The 20,473-nt window shown below is 31.8% G+C and carries 16 protein-coding genes and 1 tRNA gene; 9 read left to right on the top strand and 8 right to left on the bottom strand.

Annotated elements, in window-relative coordinates; genetic code table 11:
* The first annotated feature begins 104 nt into the window (after positions 1-104).
* From CLAVI_RS00075 to CLAVI_RS00085, 3 genes are all read left to right on the top strand, one after another.
* Positions 105-1,622, top strand: a complete 1,518-nt coding sequence (locus CLAVI_RS00075) for a hypothetical protein (protein ID WP_194843557.1) — start codon at positions 105-107, stop codon at positions 1,620-1,622.
* Between the two features lie 3 nt (positions 1,623-1,625).
* Complete coding sequence (locus tag CLAVI_RS00080) at positions 1,626-2,087, top strand: hypothetical protein (protein ID WP_194843558.1); 462 nt, start codon at positions 1,626-1,628, stop codon at positions 2,085-2,087.
* 76 nt (positions 2,088-2,163) lie between these two features.
* The gene (locus CLAVI_RS00085; RefSeq protein WP_194843559.1) at positions 2,164-3,543 is read left to right on the top strand and encodes a hypothetical protein; all 1,380 of its coding nucleotides are present in this window, start codon (positions 2,164-2,166) and stop codon (positions 3,541-3,543) included.
* Positions 3,544-3,611: 68 nt separating this feature from the next.
* Here CLAVI_RS00085 and CLAVI_RS00090 read toward each other — a convergent pair whose 3' ends face one another.
* The 4 genes from CLAVI_RS00090 to hflX all read right to left on the bottom strand — a co-directional run bounded on the left by CLAVI_RS00090 (position 3,612) and on the right by hflX (position 7,661).
* Positions 3,612-3,863 (bottom strand): DUF378 domain-containing protein, encoded by a 252-nt coding sequence (locus CLAVI_RS00090; RefSeq protein ID WP_228547617.1) that lies wholly within the window; start codon positions 3,861-3,863, stop codon positions 3,612-3,614.
* A 233-nt stretch (positions 3,864-4,096) separates the two neighbouring features.
* Positions 4,097-5,068, bottom strand: a complete 972-nt coding sequence (locus CLAVI_RS00095) for a hypothetical protein (protein ID WP_194843560.1) — start codon at positions 5,066-5,068, stop codon at positions 4,097-4,099.
* Positions 5,065-6,348, bottom strand: a complete 1,284-nt coding sequence (mtaB, locus tag CLAVI_RS00100) for a tRNA (N(6)-L-threonylcarbamoyladenosine(37)-C(2))-methylthiotransferase MtaB (protein WP_194843561.1) — start codon at positions 6,346-6,348, stop codon at positions 5,065-5,067. Before mtaB ends, CLAVI_RS00095 begins: the two co-directional genes overlap by 4 nt.
* A gap of 86 nt (positions 6,349-6,434) precedes the next feature.
* The gene (gene hflX / locus CLAVI_RS00105; RefSeq protein WP_228547618.1) at positions 6,435-7,661 is read right to left on the bottom strand and encodes a GTPase HflX; all 1,227 of its coding nucleotides are present in this window, start codon (positions 7,659-7,661) and stop codon (positions 6,435-6,437) included.
* A gap of 255 nt (positions 7,662-7,916) precedes the next feature.
* Here hflX and CLAVI_RS00110 point away from each other — a divergent pair, with 255 nt between their 5' ends.
* The gene (locus CLAVI_RS00110) at positions 7,917-8,978 is read left to right on the top strand and encodes an FAD-dependent oxidoreductase (protein ID WP_194843562.1); all 1,062 of its coding nucleotides are present in this window, start codon (positions 7,917-7,919) and stop codon (positions 8,976-8,978) included.
* An 8-nt stretch (positions 8,979-8,986) separates the two neighbouring features.
* On the opposite strand, the gene CLAVI_RS00115 is transcribed toward CLAVI_RS00110, so the two are convergent.
* Positions 8,987-10,582 (bottom strand): glucose-6-phosphate isomerase, encoded by a 1,596-nt coding sequence (locus CLAVI_RS00115; protein WP_194843563.1) that lies wholly within the window; start codon positions 10,580-10,582, stop codon positions 8,987-8,989.
* A gap of 164 nt (positions 10,583-10,746) precedes the next feature.
* Between CLAVI_RS00115 and xerA the strand changes: the two genes are divergently transcribed.
* The gene (gene xerA / locus CLAVI_RS00120) at positions 10,747-11,628 is read left to right on the top strand and encodes a site-specific tyrosine recombinase/integron integrase (protein WP_194843564.1); all 882 of its coding nucleotides are present in this window, start codon (positions 10,747-10,749) and stop codon (positions 11,626-11,628) included.
* A gap of 39 nt (positions 11,629-11,667) precedes the next feature.
* Here the strand turns inward: xerA and CLAVI_RS00125 are convergent.
* Positions 11,668-11,749 (bottom strand) — tRNA-Leu (locus CLAVI_RS00125).
* 205 nt (positions 11,750-11,954) lie between these two features.
* On the opposite strand from CLAVI_RS00125, the gene CLAVI_RS00130 reads away from it, so the two are divergent.
* The 4 genes from CLAVI_RS00130 to CLAVI_RS00145 all read left to right on the top strand — a co-directional run bounded on the left by CLAVI_RS00130 (position 11,955) and on the right by CLAVI_RS00145 (position 17,470).
* Complete coding sequence (locus CLAVI_RS00130; protein WP_194843565.1) at positions 11,955-13,535, top strand: hypothetical protein; 1,581 nt, start codon at positions 11,955-11,957, stop codon at positions 13,533-13,535.
* A gap of 3 nt (positions 13,536-13,538) precedes the next feature.
* On the top strand, positions 13,539-14,069 hold the full coding sequence (locus CLAVI_RS00135) for a SycD/LcrH family type III secretion system chaperone (protein WP_228547619.1): 531 nt from the start codon (positions 13,539-13,541) through the stop codon (positions 14,067-14,069).
* A gap of 33 nt (positions 14,070-14,102) precedes the next feature.
* Positions 14,103-15,764: a hypothetical protein gene (locus tag CLAVI_RS00140; protein WP_194843567.1), complete on the top strand. Its 1,662-nt coding sequence runs from the start codon at positions 14,103-14,105 to the stop codon at positions 15,762-15,764.
* Positions 15,765-15,841: 77 nt separating this feature from the next.
* Positions 15,842-17,470: a hypothetical protein gene (locus tag CLAVI_RS00145; protein ID WP_194843568.1), complete on the top strand. Its 1,629-nt coding sequence runs from the start codon at positions 15,842-15,844 to the stop codon at positions 17,468-17,470.
* 15 nt (positions 17,471-17,485) lie between these two features.
* On the opposite strand, the gene CLAVI_RS00150 is transcribed toward CLAVI_RS00145, so the two are convergent.
* Together CLAVI_RS00150 and CLAVI_RS00155 are read right to left on the bottom strand one after the other, a co-directional pair.
* Positions 17,486-18,136 carry a methyltransferase domain-containing protein gene (locus CLAVI_RS00150; RefSeq protein ID WP_194843569.1) on the bottom strand — a complete coding sequence of 217 codons (651 nt, stop codon included), beginning with the start codon at positions 18,134-18,136 and terminating at the stop codon, positions 17,486-17,488.
* A gap of 408 nt (positions 18,137-18,544) precedes the next feature.
* Positions 18,545-20,398 (bottom strand): protease-like activity factor CPAF, encoded by a 1,854-nt coding sequence (locus CLAVI_RS00155; RefSeq protein ID WP_194843570.1) that lies wholly within the window; start codon positions 20,396-20,398, stop codon positions 18,545-18,547.
* Positions 20,399-20,473: the final 75 nt, after the last annotated feature.

The following is a 20,473-nucleotide window of genomic DNA, read 5'->3' on the forward strand; positions in this document are numbered from 1 at the left end:
TATTAATAAATTTAATTTTTGTAAACAAAACTTTTATTTATATTTTATAATATTTTTTTTAAAAAAAAATATTATAAAATATAAATAAAAAGTTAATTAAAAAAATGCGCCCTTCCCCAATTAATAAATCTCTTTTTCAAAATGGGTTGGTACAAGATGGAAAATTTGTTAAAACTCCTAGTTTTATCAAGAGTGAAGCTGCACGTCCATTTGTTATTGGGGCTACAGCAGGCGTTGTTCTTTTATCCTTAGCTCTTATAATCACTACTGTTGCTTTAACTTGTATCGCAGCTAGTTCTATCGCTCAAATGGCAGCATTAAGCATTGCTTTCACAGCTATTACTGTTAGCTCAGCTGTCATCATAGCTAAATTTGTAAAAATCATACAATTATACCAAGAAAAGAAACTACAAAGACGCCTAGAAAAAAATCCTATTTTAATAGAAAAAACACCTGAAGAAAAACATAGTGAAAAAATTAAGAGACACCTAAAAGAAGTTGGCTTAAGCGTTAGTGTATTATCCTTAGGGTTAGGATTAACTAGTCTTGGAACATCTGTTAATGGGCAAATTGGAAAAGCTTTTCTGCAATCTGGAAAAATTACTACTGGCATGGGAAGTAATAGCACCTTAATGTCTGTATGTCGATTAATCCATGCACATCAAACACAAGGAGTACACAGCACTGAATTAGAATCTCCTGAAGATGAAGAAAAATTTAAACAACAAATCGCTATCGCTAATATGGTGATAGGAACTGTTTGTCTTCTTCTAGGTATTACCCTTATTGTACTTGGTGGTGTTGGCATAGCTGGAGTGTCTCCAGCATTAGCTGGTTTATTTGGAACATCTTTCTTATCTATTGGAGTAGCACAACTTATTAAAGAAATCTTAAAATGGCCCTTTATTCAAGAATTTTGCGCAAATAGTAAAGATAAGATAAAGGAAAGTTCTTTTAATCAATTTCTTCAAAAATTTAATAAATCTTCTCAAAAAAAAGAGTCTGAAATAAAAGAATCAGAACTTCAGGCTTTTTTAAAATATCATCGAAGCACAATCATCGCTTCTGCTTTTTTCCTTTTAGCAGGCATTTTATTAATCTTTTTTTCTTATTTAGGTGGATTAACAGCTTATCAATCAATAATTATGGGCATCTTTGGCATTAAAGCACTTTGCGCTCCCATTCCAATGGCATTAGCTCTAAGTTCAGGAGGAATCTTTCATAAAATGAAAGATTCTTTGCTTAATAAATACAATATTCCTGTCGTGATCCAGCAAATAAAAGAAAAACCTTCTTCTCAAAAAGATGCAGAAATTTCTGAAAATATAAATTCTTTGAATGCAGATAAAGAAATAGAAAAAACTACAACAAAAGATTCTCTTATCCAAGAAGAAAAACTAGCTAATTTACAGAATCGCATCTCTCTGATTGTAGGATCCATCACTGTACTTGTAAGTATTGTCTTTATTCTTATGGCTATAATTCCAGGGTTAGGAGGCGTTGCTAATGCTTTTATCCTCATAGGGCAAAGTGCTTTAATTATTGGCACTATATTAACACTCGTTGAATTGATTAATTTTCTTAATCGTAAACTCAACAAAAAAAACCTTTTGGAAACCTAGTTTATGTCTTCCTATCAAGTATCTACGAATTTTGCCAGATTTAAATCTTTTGATGTTAGTAACGCCCCTGAATCTAATGCTACTTCTTGGTATAAAATTATCATAATAGCCACAGTTGCTTTAACTATCATTGGCATGACTCTTCTTGTTTGTAGCGCTACCATTGCATCTAGCCCATTGGTATCTATAGCTGGTGCTATTATCTTTGATTTAGGATGGCCTATTATGATTGCTTCTGGCATTGCATTAGCTGTCCAGTCATATAATAAAAAAATTAAAGAACAAAAAAAATTATCTGCTAAAAAGGACCCATCTCTTTTAGATTCAGCTGTTCTTACTGCCAATAACAATTCAGAAAAAAAAACTCCTCACATAACAGTTCCACCTAAAGATAAATCAGATCCTCTCTTTATGAAAGAATCTACTACTATCATTTTGGAAAATATTTCTGATTTAGATCATTAAATACTTTGAAAAGATTATATGTTTTTTTATTAATTTTAATTTTAAAATATAAAAATATATTTTATTAAAATAATTTATGAATTCTTCTTCGAAAGCAGAAGATGCAAAGCGAGGTATATGTCCTATTAAACCTTGTACACAACAATCAAAAAAAAGTTTTTTTTCCTTTTTAAAATCAAAATGTAACCACATTTATCCATCACACCTTTGCGTAAACATTTTTATTTTAATTTTTGGAATTACTAGTGCTGTTATTTCTCTAAAGTATTTGCATTCACCTTCTTTTTTTCAAACTATTTTAATGAGTTTATCTTTAGCTGGAATAACTAGTGGAAGCTTTATCTTTATTAAAAATTGTTGTGAAATTTTAACAAAATATTTAGATGATCAAGAAGTAGAAAAAGTACTATCTCACAATAAAAATTGTCCTTCTCTAAAAAGAGTAAAAAAACATCTTCGTTATTTAAGAACAGCAGAAAAATTAATTAATAGCATTGGCCTTATAGGTTTAGGTATTACCATTAAATATCTCAGCGATATTGATAAATTTTTTGTAGCACAAACTTTTCTTAGCCATGCTGGGCAAATTCCAGTTATCCTTGGGCTTAATTCTTTCTTAATCTTGGGTCGCCAAACATTACCTTTTTTTAATAACAATCAAAATTCCAGTGATAAATCAAACCCTAACACAGTAATAAGTGATATCGCTACAGGATTATTTTGTATATTGACTGGGCTATTTCTTATTGTTTTGGCTGACATACTCTTCACATCAACCATAGAATGGCTTTGTTTAATTTTTGGACCCGCTTTTCTAACCATTGGTATTATTAAAACTATTAGAACCAGCATAACAATATTTATTAATCAGCAACAAACACAACGATTGTCTAACACGCGTCTTAAAAAGATGCATAAATCTAAGTTTAATTTTAAGGAAATGCTAAAAAAACAAAAAGCTAAGCTCATCGGAGGTGGCATTTTTTTAATTTTAGGAACTGCTCTTACTTTTTTAAGCTGTCTAGAATCTTTAAAACATCATCAAAAAATTATTATACAAACATTTGGCAGTAAGACCATTATGGCCTCATTACCTCTTGCTCTTTCTATTTTAGGAGCAAAATTATTTCAACTATACCCTAAAAAAAAACAGCATTCTTCTAACCCTAAAAACCAAGAAGAAATTTTAAATCAAGAAGTTTTGTCTTTTGAACAATGTCAAAATATTAGCCAAAAATGCTCTACTTTTTTAGTAAAAAAACATAAATCCTTAAGTCCAAAACAAAAAATTATTCTTGGATTTTTTGCTATTTTAAGTGGCATTCTTTTTATTATTTTTTCTTTAACAGCATTTCTAGCCCCTGTAAATAAAGCTTTTGTCCTGATTGGACATACAAGCATTACTACTGGATATTATTTAGTTTTAACAAGATTCAAAAAAATACCTAGCACATAACAAAATTAATAATTACGACAGCAAGTTTTAGATAAATAAAAACTCGCTGCCCATAATTAGCTATTCTACTAGTCGTTATTGTGGTTACTTCCACAACAAGAATTTTGCGATGATTTACTAGAGCAACATTTTTTCAATCCACAAAGAGCAAAGACTCCAGCTGCTCCTATTGTCACATATGTAATACGGCTATAAAGAGAAGCCGAACCTTTGAACACGACTGCTACTAAGTCAACTTGAAAAAGTCCCCATAGTCCCCAGTTCAAAGCACCGACGATAACCAAAAGCAACGAAAGCCCTCTCAGAGTTTTGCTTAACATGTGATACCTCCTGTTAGTTATTTTTTAATATTTTAAACAATAAAATTAATTCAAATATCTTTTCTATATCAAATTTTTACTATTATAGCTACATGTTCGCCTGGCTATGACCAATGAAACAATATGTATAAATTAGTGAGTAAAACTTCGGTTTTCTCCACCATACATAAAAAAAATACTTTAAAACAAGCTCTTGCTAAAATAAATCTAAAAAAGGAATTTTTTAATATTTATTATTTTTCAAACCGATCAAAATAATAAATTTCATTAGGAGAAACTTCTATCGAATTTTCTTTATTCATTATTTTTTGAGCAGAAGTTTTTTTAATTGAAAAACGATAACGTGCAATTTCAGGAGAAAAAATAAATTGTATCTTTTTAGAAACAACAGATCGAAATGTTATCCTACGAATTAATTTTTTAGTCCACTCTATATCAATACTCCCCATCAAAGGAATCTCTATATTCATCATTCTCCCAGAATCAAAATCTGGGGACAATGTTGGTAAAATAGAAATAGTGTCTGCATCATGTGTTAAAAATAGAGACCTGATTAAGAGAGAACTTTGTTTTAATAAAGGTACCGCTATCTTAGTCAAATCTAAATTTTTTGGTAAAATACCCCATCCATTTTTTTCATTTGTATAAGGTATTAACATATCAGAAAAAGCAGCTAAAAATAATTTTGTAAATGCTGGCGTAATCTGAGACGAAGAATGATTAGCAACAAGTTGCTGACACTCTTTTAATAAAGAAAATGTCGCTCCTTCTACAGGCCCTACAACATCTTCTTGAAAAAAAGTTCCTAACCGAAACCATAAAGGAAAAATTTCTTGTAAATTTTGCCTCCGTAAAATCAAATCCCAATCTTGAGTCTTCGATGAGCCAAGGAATAGTATTTCTTGGTTTTTAGGTTTTGGTAATGATGGATTTTTTGCTTTCAAGATCGTTTTATTAGGCAATACATGAAAACGATATTGATCACTAAAAACAGTAACACACCCTTTCTTAAGATCTTGCATAATAGTAAAATTTTTTACTAATCCTGAGACATGACAATCTTGTTCTGTAACAAGCTCTCCCTCTAATGTTTCTACTACAAAATAACTTGGAAAAGCTCTAACCACAATATCTGCACCTGGAACTAAACAAAGAGTACCTGGATTGTGCGAAAAAGGTGCTTGCTTTACAAATAAGGAAATCATACAGGCCTCCCAATCAAACCTTCCAAAGAATTTTCTGTAATAAGCACTTTCACCATCCGATTTACTCGTACCTCATTGGTACGTGGAATCATTATTTTAATAAATTCTGGACTATGACCACTAATATAGTCTCCTTTACCCTGTTCTGTTAACACAGAGATTTCTTTTCCTATATACTGTTGTCTCTGGCGAAAGGCTCTTTCTTCACTATATCGTGCTAAATAAGATTTCCTTAGATCCATTACATCCTTAGGAATCATACCATCATATTGAGCTGCCCGTGTTCCTTTCCGAGGACTATAGGGGAAAATATGGACTTTAACAAACCCTACTTCTTCGATAACATCAAGGGTTTCTTGAAAATCTCTTTCTGTTTCTCCTGGAAATCCTACTATAACATCTGTTGAAAAAGTGAAGCCTGGAATCTGTTCTTTAAAACGATGAACCCTATCTAAAAAAATTTGCCTAGTATATTTGCGATTCATTCGCTTTAAAGTGACATTTGAACCACTCTGTAGCACTAAGTGTAATGATGGACAAACTTTAGGCGTATTTATTACAGCTTCTGTTAAATCATCATCAAAATCATCTGGGTCTATAGAAGACAGTCTTATTCGCTCTAGACCTTCTACATCATTAACAGCTCTGAGTAAATCTCCTAATGAATGTTGAGCATCTTTGAAATCACCTAAATTAATTCCAGCAATAACCACTTCTCTATAACCAGAATTAACAACCTCATTAATTTCTTTTAAAATTGCAGGAATTTTTTTGGAGCGAGATCTTCCTCGGACATAAGGAATAATGCAATATGTACAGAAAGAATTACATCCATCTTGAATTTTAATAAAAGCTCTTGAATGATCATCAAATCGTTTAATAGAAAATTCAGGAAGCTCTTCTCCTTCATTCAACAACTCTTCTAATAAAAACTCTTTCCGACTATTAGGGATAACTGCAGTAATTCCTGGAAATTGTGTCATTAAATCTGGAGTTTCTTCTGAAAAACATCCTGTAACAAAAATTTTTGCATTAGGATTATTTCGAATTAAACGCCTAATTTGATTTCTACTAGATGAAGCAGCTGATGATGTTACTGTGCATGTATTAATAACACATACATCAGCAGGAACATCATCATTCTCAACTTCCTTGTATCCCATTAACTTAATCTGATCACGATAAGCTTGTATTTCATACTGATTGACTCGGCACCCTAAGTATACCAAACGAAATAATCCCTTAGGCTTTTCCTGCTTACACTGAATGTCTGTACTCATAATCCTCAAAAAAACATGGCAATGAATGTATTCATATAATAAAAAAAAAGAAACTCATTATAAATAAACGCTATACAGTAAATAAATTACACTTCATAAGATGTATAAAAATCTTTTAATGCATCTGTTAAAAGCGCCTCTACTTCTACTCTATCATCTAAAAATTCTTTGCTTAAAACGCAGCCTGCGTCTAGCAATTTTGCCACGTTATGATATTCATCAAAAGAAAAAGAAAGTTTTACTATTTTTCTACTTTTTTCCACTTCTTTTTCGACTTCTTGTAAAAATACATCAAAATTTTGACGTTCTAATGCAGAAACTGTTATTGCTCGTGGCTGAGAAATTTTTAATCTTTCCACCATCTCCATATCAGTACATTTGTCAATTTTATTTAATACTGTAATGATATCTGTAATTTTAATTCCTATCTGTTCTAACAAAAGATAAGTAGTGGCTGCTTGTTCTTCTGCGCTTGGATGAGAAACATCTATAACGTGAATAAGGCAATCATGATCCAAGGCAGCTTCTAAAGTACTCTTAAATGCAGCAACTAATGTATGTGGTAATTTACGAACAAACCCTACTGTATCTGTTAATAAAATTTTCTGATGATTAGGCAAAGAAAAACATCGAGTTGTGGGATCTAAAGTTGCAAAAAGTTTATCCTCTGCAAAAACATCTGCTTTAGTTAACGCATTAAGCAAAGTTGATTTTCCAGCATTAGTATACCCTACAATAACAAAGACAGGCATTTCTCCTCGTCTCATTCTCTTTTTTTGAACATCTCTTTCTTTTTTAATTTCCTTAATTTGCTTCCCTAATTTAGCTATACGATCTTTTAGCATACGACGATCTAGCTCAAGCTGCTTTTCTCCTTCCCCTTTAAGAAAGCCACCTGTTGATCTTTGCCTAGAAAAATGTCCCCATAATCGCTTTAATCGTGGAAACATATATTTAGATTTAGCTAATGACACTTGAAGCCTTGCTTCCTTCGTCCGAGCACGTGCAGCAAAAATTTCTAAAATGATCTCCGTTCTATCAATCACAGGCATTTTAAAAAGTTTTTCCAAATTACGCTGCTGCGCAGGTGAAATTTCATCATCTAAAATAACACAATCTGCTTCTTTTTCGATAAGCATCAGCCCAATCTCTTCTATTTTACCTTTTTGTAAAAAATGAGCACTGCTTTGCTTAATTTGATGGCAAGCAAAAACAGCAACTGTTCCAATATTAGATGATAAAGCAAGTTGTTCTAATTCTTTCAAATGATCTTTACATACTTCAAGTTGTGCTTTTTTTGCGTATACACCCACTAAAATTGCTCGATTACAAATTGTTGTATTTCGTTCGTCGGGTAAAAAACCCTTAGTATCCTCTTCGATACGTATCTCCTTTTTTATATTTACTCATTTTACCAGAATCTTGATTTGAAAATAGAAATTCTTTAGTTAAGAATCAAAAATCCTATTCTTATACATTTATATAATTTTCTTGAGCACTCTCCTTCTCATTTAAAACAAAAATTCTTATAGTAATGATCATATTTTAATGACCTGACTAGGAGCCCAATGCGTATAGCAGTTATAGGATCTAGCTATATGGGATTGTCAGTAGCATGGAATATTATAAATCTTTCTCAAGGAACAGCGACTTTAGATCTTTTTGATTCTCAATCTATTGATAATTCCTCCTCTCGCCCTATGATAGAAATTTTATCCCCTTTTCTTGGTGAAAATTGTGAAAAATCTTCTTTAGCTAGTGCTGCATCAGATGCTGTTCATCGTTTAATTATGGCAGCACAAAATCCTAAATATCCATCTTCAATCCTTGCTCATGAAATTTTACGCTTAGCAGAAACTAACACTCAAATAAGTCTTTTTCAAAAAACTGCTACTTCTTTTCCAGGAGAACTTGAATGGCTGCCTCAAGTCGAATGTGAAAAAAAATACCCTTATGTATCAATACCTAGCAATAGTGGTGGCTTATTGATTAAAAATTGTGTTACCATTCATTCTCAAAATTATCTTCAAAGTCTTCTACAAGCGTGTACTGTTTTTAATTTACAAACCTACACTGATAATTTTTTCTCTTCTCTAGTAGATTTTCAAGAATACTATGACCATATTATCATTACTGATGGTCCTGAAGCTTTTTTATTTCCTGAAATACAAAATCTTCCTTTAAAAAAAGAAAAAACAAAATGTATGGAGTTAACCTTAAATGCTACCCTACCTTCAAATCCAATAACCATTCTAGGAAAGGAATATCTTTTTACTTGTTTAGATCAAAAAGCTACATATTTCTTTGGATCTTCTTGTGGAATCAACCAACTTGATCTGGCAATCAATCAAGTGAGTACTGAAAATGCTATTTGGGAACAGATTAATCCAATTCTCCCCTCCTTAAAGTCAGCAACTATGAATAGCTCCAGCTATGAAGGAACTCGTCTTATGACTCCTTATGGATTTCCACTTATGGGTAAAACACCTTCTAAGCTTTGGTTCTGTTTAGGATCAAGTGGGTCTGAATTTTTTTATCATGGAATGGCTGGAAAAATTATTGCTTCAGCAATTTTAACAAATAATCTCTCTTATATTCCTAAACAATTTCTCTATTCTTTCCCTAGCTAATAGAATATTTATACAGATAAAGTTTTACCTGTAATAACTTCAGATAACACAGTTGCTTCTGGAAATGACGCAGGTTCTGCATGACCAGATAAAATACCTAAAATTTGATGAGCTAACACCTTCCCTAACTGTACCCCTTCCTGGTCAAATGAATTAATATTCCAACAAAATCCTTGAAAGGCAATTTTATGTTCATAAAATGAAATTAAAGCTCCTAAAGAAAAAGGTGTAAGAGATTTTCCTATTAACAAACGACTTGGACGATTACCTTTAAATAGTTTGTTTGCATTAGTAGATGAACGTCCTTGCGCTAATGCTATGGACTGCGCTAAAAGATTTGCTATCAATTTTTGCTGAGAAGTTGTTCCATCAACAACCCCATCAAAAGACGTCTGATTTTCCCTGAACCCTATAAATTCTACAGGTATTATATCTGTTCCTTGATACAGAGATTGATAAAAAGAATGTTGACCATTTACTCCTGGCTCTCCCCATACTGAAGGACCTGTCTTAAAGTTAACCATGTTACCTTCTTTATCTATTTGCTTACCATTAGACTCCATATCACACTGTTGTATATGCGCCGGCAATTCAGACAATGCTCTAGAATAAGGAAGAATAGCTAATCCTGGATAATCTAAAAAATTCCGATTCCAGATCCCAAGCAAAGCAGCCATCATAGGAAGATTATCTTTAAATGAATCCCGCAATGCTACTTGATCCATATAATGAGCCCCCTCTAAGAAACTCCTAAACACATCCATTCCATATAAAAATGATAAAACAACACCACCTACCATTGAAGATACTGAATAACGACCACCAATATAATCCCAAATATAGAAGACTTCAGCATACTCTTCTTTATTATCCATTAAACTATTCTCTTCTGTTACAGCAATAAAATGATCTCTTATGCAATACCCTTCTTTTTCGAAAATATTTTTAAGTAATTTTTCATTTGTCTGAGTTTCTAAAGTTGATCCTGACTTTGAAACAATCACTACTAATGTCTTACTTAAATCAAGCAAAGGTAATAAAATACCAATTTCATCAGGATCTACATTAGATACAAAATAAGCCTTTTTATCTTTAATGGCATATTTTTGAAGAGCAGTCACCATAGCCTTTGGTCCTAACTCTGATCCACCTATCCCTACTTGAATTAAAGAAGAAAATTTATGCCCATTTTTATCTAAAAATAAATTTAATTTATTAAATTCTCTTGCTGCTGCTCTTGCTGCATCTTGGGCTACTTTCTCTTGAGATGATATAGGCAATGCAACAAATGCTCTTAAAGCTGTATGTAAAACTGCTCTTTCTTCTGATTCTACGCCTTTTATGAAATTGATAATTTCTCCTCTTTGCATTGCTTGCATTTTATTGAAAAGGTCAGCTTCTTTAGCCAAATTCTCTAACTCTATAAGCACATCATCATTAATTCGCTCCATTCCATAAACCAAAGTAAAACACTGTGAATAACTGCAATAATTTCTTAAACGTTCTCCATTCAATGCTGTATTTTGCGTAAGATCATATGGAGCAAGAGCTAAGTGTTGTAATTTTTTAAAACTTTCAAATTCTGTAAATTTTTTGTTAGACATTGACTTCCTCACTTACAAATAAACATATGCTTTTATAACATTATATTTTCTTCCTGAGAACCTTTTCCAAAGCAGACAGTAGTGTTACCTTCATGCTTTTGGTATACTTTCTTTTAAGCAATACATTATGCAATAAGCATCTTTACATAATTACAACAATTATCATGAAAAAACTACTAAAAAACTTTTTAATATATCTTAATATTGATAAAGGCCTTTGCAAAAAAAGTATCAAAAGTTATGCATCTGATGTTACATATTTTCTCAAAGCACAAGCCATAATAAAGCCTGAAAAAGTATCTAAAGAAAGCGTCATTGCTCATCTCGGTCTATTAAAAAAAAAAGAATATGCTGGCAGCTCTATTAGTAGAGCTTTGGTTTCAATAAAAATTTTTTTTAATTTTTTGGTTGAAGAGGGAATTTTTTTACAAGACCCTTTAACTGACCTTCGCTCTCCTAAAATCTGGCAAAATATTCCTGAAATCTTATCGTTAGAAGAAACAGAACGCTTACTTGCTAGTCCTCATCAAGAAAATTTTTTAGAAAGTCGAGATAAAGCAATTTTAGAATTACTTTATGCCACAGGGATACGAGTATCTGAACTCTGTAATCTAAAATTACATGATTTTGGAGACAAATTAATTAGAGTCACTGGGAAAAGAAATAAAACTCGCCACATCCCTGTTGGCCAAGCTGCAATAAAAGCTACTGATCAATATCTTTTATTTTTTAGAGATGGGTTTGATAGCAAAAAAAATCTTTATCTTTTTTTATCTATCAAAGGTCTGCCATTAGATAGATCTGCTGTATGGCGTCGTATTAAATATTATGCTCAAGAAGCAGGTATTCAAAAAAAAATATCTCCTCACTCTTTAAGACATGCATTTGCTACACATTTACTAAATAATGGAGCTGATTTACGCATTATTCAAGAAATGTTAGGACATTCAGATATTGCAACAACAGATATCTATACACATGTCTCTCAATCACAACTTCAATCGCACTTTAAGTTATATCATCCAAGAAACACAGACAAAAAATAAATTTAATACTTTCACCAAGAACTGATTATGAGTAAAAAATGCCCGAAATAGGACTCGAACCTACACACTTTGCAGTACCAGATCCTAAGTCTGGCGCGTCTACCAATTTCGCCATTCGGGCAAAAGTGTCTCAGAATACTAACTCTATAAGCTTATATTTGTAAACACGATCTCATAAATATTAAAAAAAATTCAAAATAAATGAAAGCTTCTTCTTTACACACCAAAACAATAAAAACATTTATAATTCACTATGTTGTTGAAAAAAAGATCTTTTCTTTATAAGCTCCTCTCCCTAAATTGAGCGTCAGAAATAAGGAGTTTCAATGGCTGAAGAGCGTTTTACAGGCCTTTCCTCTCAAGAGTCTAATTCAATAAAAAATTCTATATCTCTTACATCAAAAGAATTATCTGGGCTGATTAAAACAGCTTTTGGAGATCTTTCTGTAAGCGCTAGTGCTATTATTGAAGAAACTCCTTGCTTAGCCTTTATTGAAGCAAGCCTAGAGTCCATCCCTTCTCCTGAAGCTGCGTTAAGTCAAACAGTATCTTTTCTTCCTAGCATGACGTTCCTTTCTCCCGAAGTCATTGCAACTGAAGAATTAATTGTTAATTTACTGAGTGATCTTGCCCAACCTTCCTCAGTAAAAGATAACTCTTTAGATAAAGGGTTATCTGACTCAAAATCATTAACATCTTTACCTACAAAACATGGTAATTCTCCTATTAATGATTTTGCTTCATGTTCTTTTGCAAAAGAACCTCTTGAATCAATTTTTCAAGTACAAGCCCAATCATCCACACATAGAGAAAAACAAAATCTTACCTCTTCTATAAATATCAATTCAGATAATACAAAATCTGAATTGATGGCTAAAACACCTCATAATTTTGGCTCATCTAAACCTTTTACTTCTCTACAATCTTCTGAGACTTTTGTAAAACATCCTTCTCCTAAATACTATGATGCTCACCTACGAACAGTCAAAGATTCTTCTACTGAAACGCCTGTTGCACACTCTTCTAACAAACAAAAACAAGAAGATCAAAATCAAAAACAGGATCAGCAAAAACAAAATGATGATCAAAATGATCAAGATGCTGATGACGAGAAAAAGAAAAAAATTAATGGAACACAAAAAAATCAATCCATTGTGGGTTCTTTCTTGCAACCACATTTTCTGCAAAAAAGCACATCTGATACTTCTTTTACATGTAATAATAACCCTACATTTAAAAAAGTGCCTTCATTGACTTTAGTAGAAAAAAAATCTTCTCCTTTTGACATGTTTAAAGCAACTAATCAGAAAAAAAGTAAATTTCCATGGAGTATGCCTTCTATGGAACCTGCTGATCCTTTTGATACTTTTGATACCTCTTCTACAAATGAAGAAGTTGTTAGTAATGAAATACCAGTTTTATCTTCTACTGAAAAAACTACATCATTCCCTGAGCTAGCCTCTATTGGAAATATTTTTGCTCGATTTATGGCACTTATGGCTCGTATTTTAGGACAAGCTGAAGCTGAAGCTCATACGCTTTACCTAAAAATTAAAACTCGTACTGATAATATTGATACCCTCTCTCTTTTATCAGCTAAATTAAATAGTGAAAAAGGTGCTGTTAATTGGACTCAAAATCCTGAAATGTGCCTTCTAATTGATAAAGTCCGTGAAATAGGCGTCCCCATTCCTGAAGGAAAATACTCATGGACTGATAATGAAAAATCATTACTGAAAGAAAATCTTCAAATGAAAAAAGATGGCTTTGAAAAAGTTACTCAATTAGAAAGAACAGACATGCAACGATACCTTCAAGAATCCTCTCAATGTCATCAAGCACGTTCTAATGTCCTTAAATTATTAAAAGAAGTGGTTGATACCTTTGTTCATAATGTGAGACCTTAATTGATGCTATTATTAAAATCTTTATTAAATCGTATTATAAGTGAGCGTGATGAAGAGTATCCTTTTCCTGATAATTTAGAAACTTACATGGAAGGATTTATTCCTAACCCATCCTTTCAAGATGCTATTTTTCAGAAAGTATTTAATGTATCTTCTGATGAATTAGAACAAATTTATAAAGAAGGATATGAATACTATATATCACATTCATACCCTCAAGCCATTACTGTTTTTCGTTGGTTACTTTTTTTTAATCCTTTTATTTCTAAATACTGGAATGCGTTTGGAAGTGCATTAAAAATGCATGAGGAATATGAAAAAGCTCTCCAAGCCTATGCTGTTATGGCAGTTTTAAATTCAGAGGATCCTTATCCCCATTACTATGCCTATTTATGTTATCGTCTTTTAGGAAAAATTTCTGATGCTATTACAGCACTCGAATGCGCATTAGAAAAAGCTGTTGACAATGACCTTTATGTAGATTTACACAAAGATATTCTTGCTGCTCTACAAAATGAAACTGTTTTAATATAAATTAAGACCTTAATTGTTGTATCATCACCACTTATGACTTTATCTTCTGTATTTGACCTATCTGCTGAAATGGCTTCGTCTCATGATTCTATACAAAATCAGCATGAAGAAGAATTTTCTGTTTTTGCAGCCAAACCTTTATCTTTTACATGCTCATATTCAAAAACTCACGGATATGTAAAAAATGAACAATCAGTTTGCTCTTTATTTAAAATATTTCAAGCATCACATGAAAAAGAAAACGCTTCTTTAAAAACAAAATTTTTTAAAAATTATAGCTTTTACCTTACCAATGCTAAAGAAAAGGTACTTTTATTTGGGGCTTCTGCCTCCTTGTGTCAACCTTATAGAATGAAATCTCTTTCTTCATTGTTTGGACTTACCAATACTAAAGTATTAGCTCATCCAGTCCAAGATGGTCTTTCGCATGCTAATATATCCAGTAAATTATCTACTCAAGACGATCAAAAATATTTTGATCAATCTTTGTTAGGTTATTTAGCAAAATCTAATACCTTATCAACAGAACGAATACCAAAAGCTAATCTTACATCCACTTCCTTTTCAGAAGAAAAGTCTTATACCCCTTTTCAAAAATATACTCCTTTACTTAAAGCTATTAATAAAGATAAGCGTTCTATTGCTCAAAATAATACTCATTCTTTATTAGATACCTCTACAAACTCATCTCTTATTAAAAAAGAAGATAAAGAAAAACAATCTAAAGATCAGCAAGAAGATGAATCTTCTGAAGATAATCGTAAAAAGAAAACTTTTGAAAAAAAATATTCTTCAAAATCTTCTAAAATACAAAAACCTTTTCAAACACATGCTTTTAATCCTGTTAATCAACCACCTATTCATGAAAAAAAAGACTCTCATCTTCATTCTTTAACTCTTATTAAACCCTTAATTCCTCCTCCTCAATTTGGAATATACTCTCTTTATTATCTGCTAACCAAGCAAGGTATCTTATCTGATTTCATGGCTTATTCTTCATATAAACAAGATATGAATATTACACAAAAAGAGCTGGATCTTGCTTTTGAAAATCGTTTAGTTCATCTTCAAAAAGCTGTTGATAAAGAACAATCTGTAAAAAGATGGAGTGCTTTAAGCAAATTTTTTGCATGGTTATCTTCTTTTGTTGCTACTGTAGCTGGTGCTATTTTAATGTGCACAGGTGTTGGCTCTGTTGTAGGCGCTATGATCTTTGCTGCTGGTGTATTCTCTCTTACTAATGCTATTATGGAATGGACAGGGGGATGGAATAAAATAGCTGAAATATTACCTGGCGATGATGTAGAAAAGAAAAGAACCACTGTGGCCTGGATTCGCATGGGTATTAATATTTTAAGCTTAATTTTTTCTATTATTGGAGTTATTTGGGGTGGTTACTCCAGTGTTCTTCGCTCTGCACAATCAGTATTTAGATCTCTCATTGGTCTTTTAGTAACTGGATTTGGTGTAACAGCTATTGGAGAAGGGATTGTTTCTTACCAATTTCATGGTGAAATTTCTTCTATTCGTTCATCAGATGTCAGACTTGAGATATTAAATCATAATCGTAGTTCATTAATGGAACGAGGTGAATGGGACCTAGAACAATTAGAGAAGCTCTTTGAGAAAATCTCTTATGTAATGGAGTTAAATCAAGAATTATTTTTAGCTGATATGTCAATCAATAGAAAATAATTAAAATATTTTAATACTCTTTTATAATAATAAATTAGCAGTTAAAATCTAGCTTCCTTTTATATTTTGAGGTATTTATGGCTTCTTCTTGCCCTTTTAATCCTACAGCAGTGAATCCATCTGAAGTTATAGGAAATGGAACAGATACTACTGAGGGAACTACTTCCTCAGAAATTTTATTAAATTCAATAACAGTCACTGTCGAAGAACCTGCTGTGGCACCCATTCTCGGAGCTATGGTTGCTCATATCTCATTGGCTCAACAACAAGCATTTAGTCATTCCATGCCATTATTTGCATCATTAGAAACAACAAACTCTCCTCTTGCTAAAGAATGGTCTCCTTATAATACAAATGGCACTACAACAAATAATAATACATCCACTAATGACCATCTTACAGAAACTAACCAATCAAGTAGTTCCACAACTTTACAAAATAATACTAATACTTTTTCAAAAATTGTATCTCCTTTTAGACAAATTGTAACAGCATCGCTTAACATATTAAAACAAGCTATTCAGTCTCCTCAAGTTCTTGGATGTGCTGTTCGCATGTTAAACACATATGGATTACATAAAACCCCTCAAATGGGAGCAAAAGTATCTTTTTTTACTCTTTCTGTTCCTCTTATAGCTTCTGCTGTCATCTCTAAAAGTTTGCAGGACAAACTACAACAACAAACAGCTCTTAAGGACCAAAATACTGCATTTACTAAGCGTCCTATGTCAACACCATCTTCACAACAAGAAACTTCTTCTACTAATCCTTCTGCTTTTGCTCATTCTTGGGGAATACCATTACCTACTTCAGAAAATGAACAGGATACATTAGCTCACCTTTTGCCAAAAGATAAGTTAAAAGAAGATCGTGAAGATCAACAACAAAAACAAAACGACTCTGAATCACAAGATCAAAAAGATGATACTGAAGATCTGGATATCTCTGTAACAACTACAGCTACTACAAAAACTTCAAATACAATGTTTTCAGAAAATTATAATTCTGAAAAAAATACAAGTAATGCTGCTGTTAACCTTGATGAAAGTATTCCTCCAAATCTTATTTACCAATACACTCCTTCCCTTTTAGATAATATTGAAAATCTTCTTTTATTTGGATTAGAAGCTTCTATCCTTTCTCAAATAATTAAACTTCGCACCTCTCATTTTGATGTTCTTTTATTATTTTTAGAGGTTTTAAAGATCTCACTAAAAAATCGTCACCAAGAGCGATTATGCCGTATTCAAGAAAGGTTATTACAAGTTGAACATATGCAAGCTGTTGTTAAAAGCTTTAAAGGCCAAGGTAAAAGCTTACTCATGGCTGGTGTTTCAGCTGGTGTAATGGCTATTTTCTCAGGTGTATCTCCTATTATTGGACAAATTAAAGGCGATTGGATTGTTGGGCAAATAGGCAGGCTCTTTTCTCGCATGAAAGATGTAGACTCTGCTGCATTTTTTGACCAAGTTAGTAAAGTAACTTTATCTATGTCTGAAATGAGTAAAGCTACAGGACAAATTCAAACCGCATTTGCAGAAAGTCATCGAGCATTTGATCAACATATGCAGGAATTATATAAAATTGAAGCTGATGAACGCACACGTAACATTGAAGAGATAAAAGAAAATTGGAGAGGATTAGAAAATTTTATCTATCAATCTCTCCAAATGTACCATGATACATCTCGTCAATCCTATCAATAAATGATCAGGCGATGACTATCGCCTTACATTAACAAAGACTTCTGTTTTTCCCCAAGGAAACCTTATAGGCAGAGTTTTTGTTAATGTATAACTATCAGATAAGCCAAAGTCCTTTAAAGGAGCACTTGTAGTAACAATTTTTGTTTGCTTATTAATGGTAGGATTATTAGCAATTTTTTTAATTAATGCATCTGAAAAAGAAGAACAATAAAAATAAATAAAGGTAGCTTGTGATAAATCTATCTCTTCTATTTTATCACATTCAAAAAAAATTTCTCCATTAGGAAAAAAAAAGCTTTTCATAGTTTCTGCAAATGCAATAAATTCTCCTTCTTGATCCACCCCTACTACTCTTCGACACTGAACATGGGCATGAATAAAAAGACAAAGACGCCCTTGACCACATCCTAAATCATAAAATACATCTGTAGAAAGTAATCCACATTTTTTAAAAATTGTAAGTGCTGCTGATAAAGATGTTTCTCCATAAAAATTGCCTGTTTGCTTTGCGTATTGACTCTTCTGTAAATGCTTATAGGGATTAAAAAAATAAGAACGCACCAAAAGTATTAAATCTATCATTAATATAGATAGAGATTTAGGATAAATAAAAATCATTAAACGAAAAAATTCTTTTAACTGAAAAATATATAATAATACACCCATACCCACACCATGAATCCTTTCAATTCATTATAAATTGCTATAACCACTTTAACACTTATTTCAAAATTCAATTATTCTAGGTGCCATATCTCAGCTTTTAAACTTTTAATTATGGAGAAATAATTCTGAATACAAATTTTATGAAATATGTTGAAGATCAGCAGCTCTAATACTATACGATGAATTAATTAGAAAATACTTAATGGCCTTTAAGGTATTTTTTTTTAAATAATAAGACTTTAAGACAAGATATTTTTTTATTAATGCTTATTTAAATAAAAAAATATCTTAATGAAAAAGCAAAAATAATATAAGAGATGCTTCTTAAAGAAATTACCATTAGGTCATCGCTTGCAATAAACCAGGCACCTTAATAAAGGCACCTGATTCAGAAATTATTGAATAGCTCTAAGCATTTTTTTTTGATTTAGAGAGCAATAACCTAATCTCTTTAATTAGTGCTTTTTTATAATTTTTAAAAGAAAGATTCTTAATATCATTTTCTGTAAAATCACAAGTAACATCAGGTATTACACCATTATTTTCTATGAAACTTCCATCTTTTCTTTCAGCCAATGAACCTGTTAATCTAAAAGATTTGATCCCACTGAGATTGGGATAATTTACTCCAAAAACAAACCCCCCTGCACCTGCTGTTTTTTGACCAAAAATTGTTGCTCTATTACTATCTTGTAAGATAGCTGGTAAGAAATCTGCACAAGAATAACAATGTTCATCAATTAAAAATAAAATAGGCTTAGTATACTGCACATCTGGGTGTGGATTTATTTTATCAAATCCAAAAATAGCAATAGGTTCTGTAAAACCATGTTCTCCATATTTCCAAGCATTAATTACTTGCTTTGCAAATTTCCTAATATTTTCAATACATTCAAGATCAACTACATATCCTTCTAAAGTATCACCTAAAATTTCAATAGCATCTTCATCTGTAGTAACATTCTCTGTAAGCCTTAACCATTTTAAAGATTGTTCTACTTCTTGCTGAGAAATTTTCATTCGATGCTTAGGAGCCTCTAATGGATAATTTGTTAACATTGAAGCCAGTCCATACATATAGAACAAACTTCCACCAGGATTATGTAACTGATCAATAACGAGCAGATCTGTTTTTTTCTGAAAAACTCGGATAATTTCTGCAAAATGATCCCAATGGGATTCCATAAAAATACTTAAATCAAATCCAGCTTGACTAGAAATTTCATCATCTTCCCACATAAAAAGGCCTATGCGAATAAACCCTACAGACCTTTCATTGCCATTATGATCACTTACCTTACAAATATATGCTTGAAAAGGAGAGTTATCCTGAGATTTCCATGTAATTTTACCTAATGGCGGTAAAAAGCTTTCGTGTAGCCCAATTTCAAATGGGTTTTCTGAGGCATGAACACCTCTTCTCTTTTCCCAAAAATATGGCAGCGAATGTACATTTAAAAATTGTCTAAGTTCTTTTACTTCACTATTATTCTTTTTAGCATGTCGATTATATTTTTCTGCTTGCCTTGCTGGTAAAGATAATAGTGGTTCTTTATGAGTGATATTAAGTAAATCTTCAATTTTTTCAGGTACATAGTCCCATTTTACAGCATAATCAAATACCTCAGATCCATCTAATGGCTTAATAGACAAAAGCATTGCGCCTCTAGAAATGGGATAATCTGCCAAGTCACTCCTTTGATGAGTTAATTTGGCTGTAGCTTCACCCAAATCAGTTAATGAATAAGGCTTTGTTTTTCCTTGTAGTCCTTCTCTTACCAAAATTTCTGGATGGACTCCATTCATTGAAAGTACTTCATCGCCAATCTGAAGAATACTTTCTTCATCAGATTCTATAGAACAAATAAAAAATTTATCCCTTACTCTTATCATATTAAAAGGTAAGCTTGAGCTTTCAGTAGAATAAAAAATAATCCCTGCATGATAATCTTCTAAACAAGAAAAAAGATCCTTTATTAATCTTTGAAAATCTTTTATAGAAAAAATTTCCATTTGATTAACTTTTTCAATAACTTCTTGAACCTTATCATCAAAAGACCATCCATATAAATGTTCTTTCCAAAGTAAAGGAGCATATTTAGCGTTTATCATATGTGCTATTGATTGAATTTCTGTAATAGCATTTATTTTGATATCTTTTTGTTTATCTGTATAAGATTTATCTCTTCCAAATAATGGCATTGTGATCAATTGAATACACAAAAATACAAAAAACCATCGCTTTAAAATTATTTTGTTCACAAGAAACTAACTCCTTATTGTTATGAAGATGTGGAAGATAAAAATGCTAAGATATAAAAAATATTATTGCGCCCA

This window comes from Candidatus Clavichlamydia salmonicola, assembly GCF_015356765.1.
GTDB lineage: Bacteria > Chlamydiota > Chlamydiia > Chlamydiales > Chlamydiaceae > Clavichlamydia > Clavichlamydia salmonicola.